General features: G+C 62.2%; 11 protein-coding genes. 5 read left to right on the top strand and 6 right to left on the bottom strand.

The genetic code is table 11. The features are described 5' to 3' along the window. Positions 1 to 104: 104 nt before the first annotated feature. From KGJ62_00655 to KGJ62_00645, 3 genes are read left to right on the top strand one after another with little or no spacing between them, the layout of a single operon-like run. Complete coding sequence (locus KGJ62_00655) at positions 105 to 977, top strand: succinate dehydrogenase (protein MDE2125083.1); 873 nt, start codon at positions 105 to 107, stop codon at positions 975 to 977. 5 nt (positions 978 to 982) lie between these two features. After that, a complete protein-coding gene (locus tag KGJ62_00650; protein ID MDE2125082.1) occupies positions 983 to 2797 on the top strand; it encodes a fumarate reductase/succinate dehydrogenase flavoprotein subunit in 1815 nt (604 codons plus the stop codon). Between the two features lie 28 nt (positions 2798 to 2825). Continuing rightward, positions 2826 to 3641, top strand: a complete 816-nt coding sequence (locus KGJ62_00645; GenBank protein MDE2125081.1) for a succinate dehydrogenase/fumarate reductase iron-sulfur subunit — start codon at positions 2826 to 2828, stop codon at positions 3639 to 3641. Positions 3642 to 3904: 263 nt separating this feature from the next. Here KGJ62_00645 and KGJ62_00640 read toward each other — a convergent pair whose 3' ends face one another. Together KGJ62_00640 and KGJ62_00635 are read right to left on the bottom strand one after the other, a co-directional pair. After that, positions 3905 to 4885, bottom strand: a complete 981-nt coding sequence (locus KGJ62_00640) for a zf-HC2 domain-containing protein (GenBank protein MDE2125080.1) — start codon at positions 4883 to 4885, stop codon at positions 3905 to 3907. Further along, complete coding sequence (locus KGJ62_00635) at positions 4882 to 5475, bottom strand: sigma-70 family RNA polymerase sigma factor (protein MDE2125079.1); 594 nt, start codon at positions 5473 to 5475, stop codon at positions 4882 to 4884. Before KGJ62_00635 ends, KGJ62_00640 begins: the two co-directional genes overlap by 4 nt. 407 nt (positions 5476 to 5882) lie before the next feature. Between KGJ62_00635 and KGJ62_00630 the strand changes: the two genes are divergently transcribed. After that, positions 5883 to 6395: a hypothetical protein gene (locus KGJ62_00630; GenBank protein MDE2125078.1), complete on the top strand. Its 513-nt coding sequence runs from the start codon at positions 5883 to 5885 to the stop codon at positions 6393 to 6395. Positions 6396 to 6402: 7 nt separating this feature from the next. Then, positions 6403 to 7260, top strand: a complete 858-nt coding sequence (locus tag KGJ62_00625) for a histidinol-phosphatase (protein ID MDE2125077.1) — start codon at positions 6403 to 6405, stop codon at positions 7258 to 7260. Between the two features lie 54 nt (positions 7261 to 7314). Here the strand turns inward: KGJ62_00625 and KGJ62_00620 are convergent, their stop codons facing one another. The 4 genes from KGJ62_00620 to KGJ62_00605 all read right to left on the bottom strand — a co-directional run bounded on the left by KGJ62_00620 (position 7315) and on the right by KGJ62_00605 (position 14009). Then, positions 7315 to 8190, bottom strand: a complete 876-nt coding sequence (locus tag KGJ62_00620; GenBank protein MDE2125076.1) for a metallophosphoesterase — start codon at positions 8188 to 8190, stop codon at positions 7315 to 7317. Positions 8191 to 8388: 198 nt separating this feature from the next. Beyond that, positions 8389 to 10926 carry a hypothetical protein gene (locus tag KGJ62_00615; GenBank protein MDE2125075.1) on the bottom strand — a complete coding sequence of 846 codons (2538 nt, stop codon included), beginning with the start codon at positions 10924 to 10926 and terminating at the stop codon, positions 8389 to 8391. Between the two features lie 136 nt (positions 10927 to 11062). Continuing rightward, positions 11063 to 12844 (bottom strand): M1 family metallopeptidase, encoded by a 1782-nt coding sequence (locus tag KGJ62_00610; GenBank protein ID MDE2125074.1) that lies wholly within the window; start codon positions 12842 to 12844, stop codon positions 11063 to 11065. Between the two features lie 7 nt (positions 12845 to 12851). After that, a complete protein-coding gene (locus KGJ62_00605; protein MDE2125073.1) occupies positions 12852 to 14009 on the bottom strand; it encodes a TlpA family protein disulfide reductase in 1158 nt (385 codons plus the stop codon). Positions 14010 to 14024: the final 15 nt, after the last annotated feature.

The raw sequence follows: 14024 nt of genomic DNA, 5'->3' as shown, positions 1-14024 counted from the left end.
TAATAACTGATATGACGAAATAGAATAGCATACCGCGCGTGCATAGAGTATTATGAGGCGCGCCCAAGCGCGCTGCGGCCGTGTTTGCTCGGCGAGGAGATGCTATGAGCGACGTTTCCGTACCGGATACCGCCTCCGCGGGCCCTGTCGATGCGCTCCAGCGGAAAGACAATTGGTGGGGCGGCACACTCTGGTTCTTCTGTGCATTCAGCTTATTCGGCGTGTGGACCACGTTCCGCGCCTTTCAGAATAATTTTTACGCCACCGGAACCCAGCCCTCGGATGGCCAGATGCAGGTGGCCTCTTACTCGCTCCGCCATGTGTTCGCCGGCTTTAGCCACTACCTTTCGCCGTTCTATTCGCCCACGATCCACCTGCCGTGGCACCTTGCCGGATTCGGCATCTCGCCCGCGCTGCTCATCCTCATCTTCCCGCTGTCGTTCCGGTTGAGCTGCTACTACTACCGGCGCTCGATCTACCGCGCCTACCTGCTCGATCCCGCCGGTTGCGCGATCTCCGAGCCCGAGCCGCTGAGAAAGCGCAGGTTCAAGCGGTACACCGGCGAGCGGTTCTTCCCGCTGATCGCCCAGAACTTTCACCGCTTCGCCTTCTACGCAGCCGTTGTTTTCATTGTGATCCTGTGGAAGGACGCCCTGGACGGCTTTATCTTCGCCGGCCCAAACGGCGGCCTGCACTTCGGCGTCGGGGTTGGCTCGCTGGTGCTCCTCGCCAACATCGTCCTCCTGAGCGGCTACACTTTCGGCTGCCACTCCTGGCGGCACCTCATCGGCGGAAACATCAACTGCTTCTCGTGCCAGCTCACCAACCACACACGGCACGGGCTGTGGAAGAAGGTGACTTTTCTCAATGAGCGCCACGGCCGATTTGCCATGTGGAGCCTGGTATCCGTAGGCGTGGCAGACCTGTACATCTGGCTGGTGTGCACGGGCCACATTATCGACATAAGGTTCTTCTAGCCAATATGGAACCATGCGAAGCGTTTGATTACGACATTCTGGTGGTGGGCGCCGGTGGCGCCGGGCTGCGAGCCGTCATCGCCGCGCGCGAGGCCGGTTGCCGGGTTGGTGTGGTTTGCAAATCGCTTTTGGGAAAAGCGCACACCGTGATGGCCGAAGGCGGAGTTGCCGCGGCGCTGGGCAACATGGTTTCCAGCGACGGGGAGTTGGAACCCGATGGATGGGAGACGCACTTCGTCGACACGATGAAGGGCGGCGCGTTCCTGAACAATTGGCGGATGGTGGAGATATTTGCCCATGAAGCCATCGACCGCGTCTTTGAGCTGGAGCAGTACGGCGCGGTATTCGATCGTACGCCGGAAGGCCGCATTGCGCAGCGTCCGTTCGGAGGACACAAGTACCGGCGCCTGAATCACGTAGGTGACCGCACCGGCCTTGAGTTGATTCGCACCGTGCAGGATAAAGCCGTCGGCGCGGGCATGGACGTCCACATGGAGGTGACGCTGGTTCGTCTGCTCACCGCCGGCGGGGTGGTTGTTGGCGCCCTCGGTTACCACCGCGAAACCGGGCGCTTTGTAACCTTTCGCGCTAAAGCAGTTGTGTTGGCTACCGGTGGATGGGGCCGGATGTTCCGCTTCACCAGTAACTCGTGGGAAGGTACCGGCGACGGAGTAACCCTGGCGTACGAGGCAGGGGCCGAACTCATCGACATGGAGATGATGCAGTTTCACCCCACCGGCATGATATGGCCGCCCGGCATGCGCGGCATCCTTGTCACCGAAGGCGTGCGGGGCGAGGGCGGCATTTTGCGCAACAGCCGCGGTGAGCGCTTTATGTTCAAGCCGGAGTATATGCCCGAGCTCTATCGCGGCCAGTTTGCCGAGAGTGAGCAGGAGGCGGCCGGGTGGCTCGACGATAAGAAACGGTTCCGTCGTCCGCCCGAGCTTCTACCCCGCGATGTGGTCTCACGCGCCATCTATCGAGAGGTGAAGGCGGGCAACGGCTGTGAACATGGTGGGGTCTTCCTGGATGTTTCGCAGCGCGGCGCCGAGTATATCAAGGCGAAGCTGCCCAGCATGTACGACCAGTTTCACGCGTTGGGTGACGTGGATATCACCGTGGAACCTATGGAAGTATATCCAACGGTCCACTACACCATGGGAGGCATTCGGGTCGATCCGGAAACCGCCGCTGCCACCGTTCCCGGGCTCTTCGCTGCCGGTGAGGTAGCCGGCGGCCTTCACGGCGCCAACCGCCTGGGCGGGAACTCGCTCTCCGACATACTGGTCTTTGGCCGGCGCGCGGGCGATGGAGCGGCTGCATGGGCCGCCGGAAAGAGTCTGGCGGAACTGGATCCCGCCCAGATCGCCGATGGACAGGAGCAGATGCTGAAGCCGCTCGGTAAGTCTGGAGGCGAAAGCCCGTACGCACTGCACGCGGAACTCCAGGAGACGATGCAGCAAAACGCTATGATCGCACGGGAGGAAGCCGGATTGAAGATCGCTCTGGACAAAGTCCGCGAGCTTCAGAAAAGAGCCGAGGGACTGGCTGCCCCCGGTGGCCGTGAGTACAACCCGGGGTGGCATGCCACCAGAGATCTGGTCTCGATGCTCACCGTCTCTGAGATCATCGTGCTCTGTGCGCTGGAGCGCAAAGAGAGCCGGGGCGCACAGTGGCGAATCGACTTCCCCGAACGCGACGACGCAGGATGGGGGACCAAAAACCTGGTCGTCCACCGGCGCGATGGTCAGCCCGCCGTTGTCGAGTCGCCGCTGCCTGCAATGCCGGAGCATCTGAAGGCGCTGTTTCAGGAACATTGAAACACCGGACCGTTTGAAAGGGATATTCATGGAATCGATAACCCTCCACGTGTTTCGCGGCGCGCACGGCGTCGGCAGCCTCACAGACTACGAGGTGCCGGTAACACCCGGCATGGTGGTGTTGGATGCGATACACTACATCCAGGCGCATACGGATGGCACGCTGGCATGCCGCTGGAACTGCAAAGCGGCAAAGTGCGGAAGCTGCAGCGCTGAGATCAACGGCGTGCCTGGGCTGCTGTGTAAAACACGCGTCGATCTTTTTCCGGAAGGCGACATCGCGGTCGGGCCGATGCGCACTTTTCCTCACGTGAGGGACCTTGTTACCGATGTAAGCTGGAACTATCGGGTAAACGCCCGCATCCCTCCGCTGCGGCCCGACCCGGCGCGAGGCGGTGCGCCGTTCGATCTGCAGCAGGAAGATGTGGAGCGCGTTCAGGAGTTTCGCAAGTGTATTGAGTGCTTCCTATGCCAGGATGTCTGCCATGTGCTGCGTGAACATCAGCGCACCGACGCCTTCTTTGGCCCTCGGCAGATGTGTCGTATCGCAGGGCTTGAAATGCACCCGATGGATACACTGGACCGCCGGCAGCAGCTGCACAACGAGGCGGGCGTGGCCTACTGCAACATCACAAAGTGCTGCACGGAGGTATGTCCCGAACATATCCACATTACCGACAACGCGATTATCCCGATGAAGGAGCGCGTGGTGGATAGCTATTTCGACCCGGTCGCCGGCATCCTGCGCAAAATCGGTGTGCTCCAGCGGCAGCCGCGGCAGAAAGCCGCCGGCGATGCCGCGCCGGCGACCACCATCCACAGTCCGCCCAAATCGGCGGACTGACGACTCACCGCACTTTGTTTTGCCGGCGCATCCGGTTCGCCTCAGCGCCGGCAGCTTTGCCTTAGGTCCCCTGCCCGCGGTCTCAACGCGATCGCGCTGCGTAGCCTTTCTACTTCCGCGCCGGTGAGGAGCTCGGTACATCGGCGCTGCGCAAGCAACAGAGCCAGGCTGCTACCTATGTACCCGGTCTGAAATGTTGCCGTGGCGGCCCGCATGCACCGGCCGCCTCCAATCGCGTGCCGGGATGCTCCATCCTGGCGCCGTTATTTGCCCGGCGCGACCGGCAAGCGAAGGATTACCAGGACCCGTATCGGCGGGCCCCCGCCCGCTCGCGGTGCAGCGGCTACAGCGGCCGCCTTTACGCTGTGTGGCGGCGGAATCTCCACGACGGCCGTGGGGGCCGGTCCCGGCGAAACCGGCGGACGGGATGCGCTGTCGGGCGCGGCCGCCGGTAACGTAAGCTGCCCCAGCAACTTCCGGAGTTGCGGCAGTCGCCGCGTGCTTGTGCGCATTAGAACCCGAATATCGGCCGGAGCACCAATGCCTCCGCTGTTCAATGCCGCCGGACGTGCCGGCTGGAAGTGGATGCTCTCAAGCCGCGCCCCACTTTGCGCTGCCCAGCCCAAGAGCGCGGCGCGAGCGTCGGAGCCGCTGGAGACCGGTACAGAAAAAGCGTAACGGTGAGGCGCGGGGCGACTTGCGGAGTTTGCCGCTTGCGCGGCTGCCTGCATACGCGCTCGGTACAGGCGCTCGGCTTCGCGGTTGACGGCGACCTCATCCGGACTGAGGGCCGTTGGCGTCTGCGGAACACGCGACGGGAGCGCAACCCGCACCGGCGGCAGCGGCGAGGTCGGCGCTGCGGTGCGGTGCGCAGGCAGGGTTCGCTGCGCCAGCCGATGGATTAAACCAGGCGCAGCGACAGCAGCGGCCGCTGCCAGCACAAGGCCGGCGCCCGCAAGCAGCGCGCGACGGCGCGGCTGCACGGCAAGCCGCTCAGCCGGGTGCGAGCGGGCGGCCGCAATAATGCGGGCTCGGAGCGCGGCGGAAGCGGTTTCGGTATCCGTACGGCGAAGCTCCACGGCAGCCATGCGCAACCACTGGTCCCAGCTGCGGCACGCCTCACATCGCTCAAGGTGCGCCTCGGCGCGGCGCTGCCGCCTGCCGTGCAGCTCTCCATCCGCAAGCGCCTTGATCTCAGCCGCCATTCCGTTCGGACAGCTGTCGCCAACCTGCGTGCGTGTCATCTTGACTCGTCTCCGTCGTCCGCGCAGTCCGCCAGAAGCGGGCGGAGCTTTTGAAAGGCATTCGCCAGGCGTGACTTTACGGTCCCTACCGGTATACCGAGCATCGCGGCCACCTCCTGGTATGTCAGCTCGTGCAGTTCATGCAGCAGGATCACCTGCTGGTGAAGCGGCGAAAGGTGCGTCAGCGCACGCTCGATACGCCTGCGCAGTTCCGATTTCTCCGCCAGTTGTTCCGGTCCCGCTTCGGTAGCCGCGGCTGAGAGCGCTACCTCCTCGAACAGCGGGAGCGTTTCGATTCGCCGCTTGCGGCGATACTCCAAACACTGGTTCATCGCAATCCGATAGATCCACGTTCCGGGTGTACTTCGGCCAAGGAACCGCGGGATACCGGTGTAAACAGCTATGAAAATGTCTTGCGACAGGTCTTCCGCCTCGGTCGCGTTCTGTGTGAACCGCCGGGTCAGGCGATAGATCTTGTCGGCATACCGATCCACCAACTCGCCGAACGCCCGCTGCTCGCCCTTCCGGATGCGATGGAAAAGCTGCTCGTCGGTAGCCGCCTGGCTCGGCGGCGCGGGCATGTCGGTCATACGCGAAGCATACCATCCGGCGTTTCCAGGCGTCACGCCGGCGCTGTCCGCTGATGGAAGCCGATTCGCACGCTGAACTTCCTGCGGCGCCGGTTGTCGCGCCGTCAGGCTAGGCAAATTCATGGTCCGCTTCTGCTCGATCCGGAGTTTACGTCGCTCTTTTGATGCGCTGTGCGCTCGCGATGTTCATTGCGCGATGACCGGGCAGGTGCTTCCGAAGCGTCGCGCGTGCCGCGCTGCCTGCCGTCAGACCGCAAAACCGTTTTGGCGCAAGGTCAGGTTCTTACATGGTGCAACGATTGCAGTTCGGTCACGTTTTGGCTGAGGCAACGCGTGCGCTTGACGCCCTGTGTCGCGGCGTGTAGAATCGCTGGCGATCCGTCCGGCTCGATCTTGAAGGGTAAGCGATGCGACGAAACTCCTGGCTCCTGTTGGCAGCCGCCGGCGTCATCTCGGTCATCCTTGGCGTGGGTTATAGCATTGCCGGCGCCGGCTCCGGCGGTACGCCGCAGCAGCAGGTCAGCGCTTTGCTGAGCCGCCTCAAAACCGCAGCCGAGCACAAGGATACCGGCGGCGTGATGAACGCCTTCGCAACGCAGTCGAACATGCGGGTAACCAGCATGAACCGCGATCAATTCGAGAGGCTGGTAGATCGCGGGATGAATGATGCCGGAACGCTGCAGATTGAAATGAACCACATCTCGATTGTGCCCAGCGGCCCGGAGATGATCGCAGAGTTTGACCTCGGCATCAACGAAAGCCGGAAGGAGTATCAGGCGCAGGACTATACCGGCCATATCGTGCTTCGGCTGCGCCGCGTCTCGGTTGCCACATGGTTTGGCCTGGTGCGGGTGCGAAGGTGGCGTATCGTGAGCGCCGATACCACCGGACCCGATCCGGCGAATTTCGGCGACTACTAACGGAAGGATGATAGGTAACTACACCGCTGTCGATTATCAGGTGCACAGCCGGTTCTCGCACGACGGCCGCGCCACCATCGATCAGCACTGCCGACGAGCTATCGAAATAGGCCTGGATGAGATCGGCTTTTCCGAGCATAAGGACTTCGATCCGCAAGATCCTGTTGTGGATTACTTCCAGTACCAGCTGTGGATGAAAGCGATCCAGAAGGCCAGGGAGAGATATGAGGGCCGGTTGACGATCCGGGCCGGTATCGAGATCGACTACCAACGCTGGTTTGAAGATGAGATCGGGATCTGGCTGCAGCAGCACGCGTTTGACTTTGTGATTGGCAGCGTGCACTACGTCGATCGAAAGATGCTGATGACGCCGGAGTACAACGCCGGCCGAACAGCCTACACGGCATGGCGCGACTATCTCGCCGCGGTGCGCGATTCGGTGGCGGCCGGCCTGTTCGATATCATTGGCCACATGGAGTATGCAAACCGTCGCGGAGTGGCCGTTTGGGGCCTGCCGGAAGCGGGCAGCCTGGAGGACGAAACCAACGACGTGCTGCGCCTCGCCGTGAAGAAGCGCTGCGCCCTCGAGATCAACTCTGCCGGCCTGCACCAGGGTATCGGCGTCACCTATCCGTGCGCCGATACGGTGCGCCGCTATGCGGACCTGGGCGGCACTCTGCTCTCAATCGGCTCCGACGCCCACCATCCCGACCAGCTCGGCTGGAAATACCAGACCGTGGCAGAGCTCGCCATAGATTGTGGCTTGACTACGGTGACCACCTGGTCGAACCGCAAGCGGCTTATCCGTCCACTGAGGCCATCGGGAGCGCGAGACTCACGCAAGGCGCCACCGGCGCCCGAGTGATTGCCGGCAGCGCACGTCCAACTCTCCGGTTTACGATTCGGCCGCCGCGGAGTGTCAGTAGCCGATGGTTCCGGGAGCGTGCAGCGTGAAGTCGTCGAGGACCGATCCGTCGAGCCGGTACGCTGTAACCACAATCACGTTTCCGCGCACCTTGCAGACCACGTAGTTGTGAACGCTCTCAGCCACGTCGCCCGTTATCTCTCCCTTGCCCGCATCCACCGGGTAAAGCGGCGCGCCGCCACCACCGGTGACCACATAGGTGATGCCGTTACGCACCGTGCGGTAGTAGATGTGGTCATGCCCCGAAAACACCGCCCGCACGTGGTACTTCTCAAAAAGAGGATCCAACCACTTCTGTGCGGGCAGGCTGTCGCCGTGGAGGCCAACCGACCAGGATGAGACGTGGAAGAAGACGAAGATGTGCTGCGAAGCCTTGTCGGCCGCAGCGAGATCGCTCTCCAGCCATTTGTATTGCGGACTGCCGGCGCCGTACTTTTCAAAACTGTCGAGCGATACAAAGTGGCAGTTGCCGTAGTCCAGCGAGTAGTGCAGCTTCGTGCCGGATGTAAACGGATCGGTGACGTGCTCTTCGTACCCATTGCCGCCCAGGTCGTGATTGCCCCTGGCTGGGTAGACGAGGATGTGGTTTTGATGCAGTGGCGCCACAATCTGATCGTAGATCCTCCAGAGCCGGGCGCTGCGGCCATCGGCAACCAGGTCGCCGGTCTGCAGTACCAGCACCGGGTGCAGCTTCACGATATCGGCAACAATTGCCCGATGCACGGCGTATCCGCCCCGAGTATCTCCGTAGACAACGAACGTAAAGTTGGTCTTGAGCTTCGCCTGCGGCCGCGGCGCGGCCGCGCCACGAGCCAAACCCACCGGCGCGCAGCAAGCAAGCAGCGCCAAAAAGCTCCATCCCCTGTTCATTTTGCGACCTCCCCGGCAAAGCAACGGTCCTGCGTCTCGCGGCAGAACGACTTCTATCTTATCACACCGCATGACCGACTCTGGCGTGGCTGCTGCGCTGCCCACGCAGCAGGCGCCGGGAACCGGTTGGCGAGTTGGCATGACGCCGGCTGGGCACAACTGCGCGCATCGGCGGGTGGGCAAACAGCCCAGCAGCCGCTACCGGGAAAGCGTGTCCAGAGCGGTCCGGGCCGAGTCCTTGACCGCTTGTACTGTGGTCTTCGCCGCTAAAGCACGAATCGCCGGCATTGCAGAACGCGCGCGCCGGATGCGCAGCGCGTCAATCACATTCACCTCGATATCGGGCGGCTCCGACCTCTTCAGCATCGAGACCAGCGCGGAGTTGATGCGCGTGTCGGTTTTGGGCAGGTGCGCCAGCGCGCTGATGGCGTTGGATCGCACGCTCACCGAGTGGAAGGCGCCCACGGCAGCGGGTATCAATATCGGAGCCTCGCGGTCGCTGTTGCTGTTCGAAAGAATGTTGACCACCGTGTTTGCCAGGGCATCGTACGGTGAGCGGACATTCACTTGATGCTGGAACACGTCCAGGTTGTTCAGCGCATCCCAGTTTCCCAGAGCATTGATGCCGGCCTCAACCACACCGTACGTTGCCGTATCGCTCATCGCTGCGGCGCGCTCTAACTTGATATCCTCCGGCGTTGGGCTCATCTTGCCTAGCGCCGCCAGCGCGGTCGCCTCCGTTTGAGGAGCACCGGTCTTGAGGGCTTCGGCGCGAAATACGGGCCGCATCCATGGCTGGACATTGTCTCCCAAGGTTACCAGGTAGATCGCCGCGGCGTGATCGCTCGTCTCGGTCTTAAGAGCCTCGGCCAACAGGTGCGCTACCGAATCTGGCAGTTTCGCTGATGCCGTGCCATCCTGGCTCGGGTTGGTGAGCTGCGTCTCGGCTTCGATGCGATCCACCACGCACGGCGCATGCAGCAGAATCGGCGCCAGTTCGTCGGCGCTCCAGCCATCCGACTTCATCTCCTTGAGCAGGTGGTGGTCCGGGTCCAGGAGCACAGCCGCCGGGCGCGTCGCCGTTGAGAATTCAAACGTCTGCCGCTTCCGATCCAGTGTCACGGTCTTGCGCAGGCATGTGGCGCCATCCAGCAGGCCAATGGTGAGGGGTACGTTGTAGATTGGTGTACCGTCATCGGTGTTTTGCAGTTGCTGTACATCAACCGACACGGTGTGCGCCGAATCGTCGTACGACCAATCGAACTGCAGCACCGGATGCCCCGGCTTAAAAACCCACTGGTCGAAAAACGGCGATACGTTGATGCCGCTGCTTACGGTAAGCGCCTTCTCCAGATCATGCGTATCCACGGGAGTGAACTGATTGGTACGCAGGTAGTAGCCAAGCCCGCGCCAGAATGGTCCGTTACCCATCCACAGCCGCAGCATGTTGAGAATGACACCGCCCTTGGGATAGGTGAACCCATCGAACATCATGTTCTTGTCGGAGTACATCAGATCGCGCAGCGGTCGCTGGTAGCGATGCGCAACCGCCAGATACTCGTTCACGTTGTTGTTGAGGTCGATATCGAAGGCGTCCTTGCCATCCAGGTGCCGGGTGTACGAGATTTGCATAAATGTGGCAAAGCTCTCGTTCAGCCAGATGTCGCCCCAGTCCTTGCACGTAACGGTATCGCCGAACCACTGATGCGCGATCTCGTGCGATGTCAGGCTCGACATTGCGTAGTGGCCGGAGCGCATGCCGCTGAGCGCGTTCGCTTCAAAAGTGATCGCGCTGACATTCTCCATGCCGCCGCCAAAATCGAGCATTGCATCGCAGGCGAGCTTCGGCCAGGGATACTTATATCCCAACGTGTCGCTGTAGAAGCTGAGAATATCGGGCACATTGCCAAAGCTGCCCGGAATCATCCAGCCCATTCCCTTCGGCACAACGTAGTAGAGCGGCACGCCACGCCAGACCGCATGCTGAATATCGAACTCGCCGCCAACCAGCGAAAGCAGATAGGTGGCATGCGGCAGCTTCATCTGCCAATGTACCGTGCGCGTGTGCGCGGCGGCGTTTACCGTATCACTGACGAGAGCTCCGTTTCCGATGCACTCGTAGTTCGCCGGTGTCGTCACAATCTCGTCGGAAGTCAATTTGTCGTTGGGATAGTCGTAAAGCGGAACCCACAGATGGTTGCCGTCGGTTTCACCCTGCGTCCAGAAGCCCGGAACGCGTGTGGGCTGCGAGGGATCCCGATCGATCCAATACCATCCAAAAAAGCCGCTCGGCCCGCCACGAACGCCCATTTTCGTCATGGTGTAGCGCACGCCTACCGTCACATACTGCGCACGCTGAAGAGCCGAGCCGTTGTCGATGATCAGCTGATTGTCTTGATGAACAAATGGCTTTGAAGCGCCGTTGATGGAGCACTTGAGGATATTCAGATCGTCGCCCGCGTCAATCTCCACCTTGCTTAGCCCGCCGCGCAGCGGCGCCAGCGTGTGCGTTACAACACCTGAGATGGAGTGCGAGGCCGGGTTCACCGTGAGAACGAGTTTCAGATGCTTGTCATGGTAATCACGGTTGCGAGCGTAGTGCAGATGCGCCAACGGCGGCTCCCATGGCTTCTGGCCACTTGGACCCATAAACTGGGCGGAAGCCGGCGCCGCCATGCCGGCAGCAAGCCACACGGCCCCAACACACAAGGCAGCTCTGGAAATGCGGTTGAACATAGCGGTACTTCCTTGAAGCAAGCAACCCTCAAGCCGGTTGCGGTTAACGAATGCGGCGGTACAAAGACGCGCGCTGATGCCACCGAGTTCGGCAAACGCGCGCCTATATCCTCCAACCGAGCCGCCCGAACCGGCATCAGCCGGCGGCGCCTTCTTTCGGCTGCTCCACTTCGCCCGGCAGGATGTGGTCCGGGTCCAGCCGTACCGCGGTTGGGTGCGCGCCTACCGGTAGCGACCAACTCTGGTTGTCCTGGTCAAAGGTCTCCGTGAATTCGGCGGTTTTGCCGCCAGCGGTATCGACGGCGATCTTCAGAGGCACGTTCCAGACTGCCGGACCGGATGCAATGCTGGTGCGCTGCTCCGCCGTTACAACCACGTGGCCGGTGGCAGCGTTCCATGTCCATTCGCCGGAAATGATTGGATGACCGGGCAGAAACACCCATTGGCGGAAGAATGTGCTGAGATCCATGCCCCCGCCCTGTGCCATTGCACGCTCGAAATCGCGCGAATTGGCATTGCCGAACCGGTAACGGGTCAAGTACAGTCGTATGGCGTGCCAGAATCTGGTGTCACCCATTGTGCGCCGCAGCAAGTCCAGAACCAGCGCGCCCTTCTGGTAGGAGCACGAGTCAAAGAGCATATCTCGCTGTCTGTAGGTCAGGCAGCTCAGCGGTCTCTCGTACCGGGTGGCTTCCGCGAGCACCGTCCTGAGGTCGTTTTCGCGTGCACCGTCAAATGCGGCCTTACCAAACGCGTGCCGGAAGTACTGCAGCTGCATAAAGGTGGCAAAACCCTCGTTCAGCCAGATATCGCCCCAATCCTTGCAGGTGACCAGGTCGCCAAACCACTGATGCGCGATTTCGTGCGACGTGAAGTACGAGGACGGGTAGTTGGCCGCGCCCGGCCTCGAGAGTATGGACGTGCCGTACGTGATGGCGCTTGCGTTTTCCATGCCGCCGTTGAACCCGGGGACAGCCGTCTGAGCCAGTTTTGGCCACGGAAACGCCACATGCAGCACGCCGGTGTAGAACGAGAGAATGTCGGGCGTGTTGCCGAAGGAGGCATCCAGCGCCGCGCCCTGGCCGGCCGGAACGGCGTAGGTCAACGGGATGCCATGCCACTCGGTGTGCTTCTCGTCCATCGCGCCGCCTGCCAGCGAGATCAAATATGTTGCGATAGGCTCCTTCAACTGCCAGTGGATGGTGTGCGTGCCCGCTCCGCGATGCGACACGTCGCTGACCAGACTGCCGTTCCCGATGCACGCCCAGCCGGCCGGCACGGTAACGATCTCATCCACGGTGGTCTTCACATTGGGATGGTCGACCATCGGCGCCCACAGGTGATTCCCGTTCGTTTCACCCTGAGTCCAGAACCCAACCGCGGCTACCCCCGATCGCAGCCCCGGCTCAACCCACTTCCAGCCGAGCGTACCGTTTGGCCCGGCGTTCGCAGGTCCGCCGGTGAGCGTCCACGCGATATGGAGCGTTACAGAGTGGCCGGCCGGAATCGGCCGTACCGGCTTGACAACGAGGCTCTCCTGCTGGTGAACAAACGGTACGGGGCGTCCATCAATCGCGCAGGATCGGATCTGTAGTTCGGCGCCGGCATCCAGCTGGATCCGCGAAAGCGGCGTCGCCAGCGCAGTAATGGTATGGCTGGCCGCGCCGGTGATCGTCTCGCCCGCTGGGTCGACGTCAATGCGAAGTGCGATGTGCTCGTCGTGGAACGTCGGGACGAATGGCGGGTGCAAGGTCGCGATTGGGGGCAGCCATTGCGACTCTCCGGGCGGTACGGTCTGCCGCGTTCCGGCCGACGCCGGTGCGCCACAGCCCTGAAGCGTCAACCCACAAGCCGGGGCGAGCAGTAGTGCGGCGAGGAGGCGCAGCCAGGCAGAGCCTCGATGGACGGGAGAAGTCATCGTTTCTTCACTTTCGCGATCGTGCGGCGGCAAGATAGAAGTTGAGCCGGTTGGTGAAGTGCTGCCGAATCTGTATGGCAAGGTCCTCAGCCTCAGACTTGCCGCTACCGCCGGACGGCTGGCCGACCACCTGGATGGCCCCGGCCCGATCCAGCGCCTCGCGCTCCGCCGCGGCTGCGCCTGCTGCGTCGCCGGCCTTGAACCGTGCCGCCGCCAGGTCATCCAGCATTACGCAGCTGGTGCGCCCACTCAACTGGTTCGCCTGGTCCTCAATCTCCACCGCAATCTTGTAGTTGGCATTCTTTACTCGCCGGCTTTTTACAATCGCGGTGCCAATCTGGTCCAGCGTGTTGGCGTCGGCCGCGTATTGGCTTTCCGCCAGCTTCAGGCCAAAGTTGCAGGCGTTCGGATCGCCTGCCATCAGCATCAGATGAAACTTCAGGAGGCCGAAACCAGGCGCCAGTGCGGGGTGCGCTGTGATTCCACGGTTCAGCGTCGCCAGCGCCGGACCGGGTTTGTTTGCACGTACCAGTACGGCTACAGCCGTCAGTACGCTCTGCTTTGCGGCGTCCTCTGCGTTCGCCGCGTTGCGCTGCCGGGCAAACGCCGCCAGGTTCCAGGTACCTGCGGCCATTGCCTGCACAACGGGCCCTACATTCATCGGAAAGCCGACCCATGCCAGCCTCCCACGCCCATCCACAACGAACGCCACCGGAATGGCGGTCTCACCGGAGCGCAGCAGCCACTGCCGCGCCATCGTGCGTTCTGGGCCATCGATCGCGATGGGGTATGGCATGCCGCCCGAAATGCCGGAGGCAAATCGCTTGACCAGCGCGGGCGCCGAAGCGCCGCCCGGCGTGACGCGCTCGAAGGAGTCGACGGCGACCACGGTGAGCTTGCCGTGGTACCGGGAAGCAAGAGCGGCGAGATAGGGAAACGTCTGCCTGCATGGCTCGCACCAGGTTGCCCAGAACTCGAGCACGTAGATGTGACCCGGCACATAACGCGTTACCGGCCCGCCATGCAGCCACGTAACGCCGCTGATCGCGGGCGCCTGCGAACCGATGTTCAGCGTGGGTGGCGCGGCAATGCGCGAGTGGGCGAGACCCATGCAAAGGGCGGGCGCCGATAGCAAAAGTGCCGCTGGCCCCGCCCTTCGCATCATTCTCATGCCACGTAC

This window comes from Armatimonadota bacterium, from assembly GCA_028871815.1.
In the GTDB taxonomy this organism is placed as follows: domain Bacteria; phylum Armatimonadota; class Chthonomonadetes; order Chthonomonadales; family Chthonomonadaceae; genus REEB205.
This window is presented reverse-complemented; position numbering and strand designations above follow the sequence as displayed.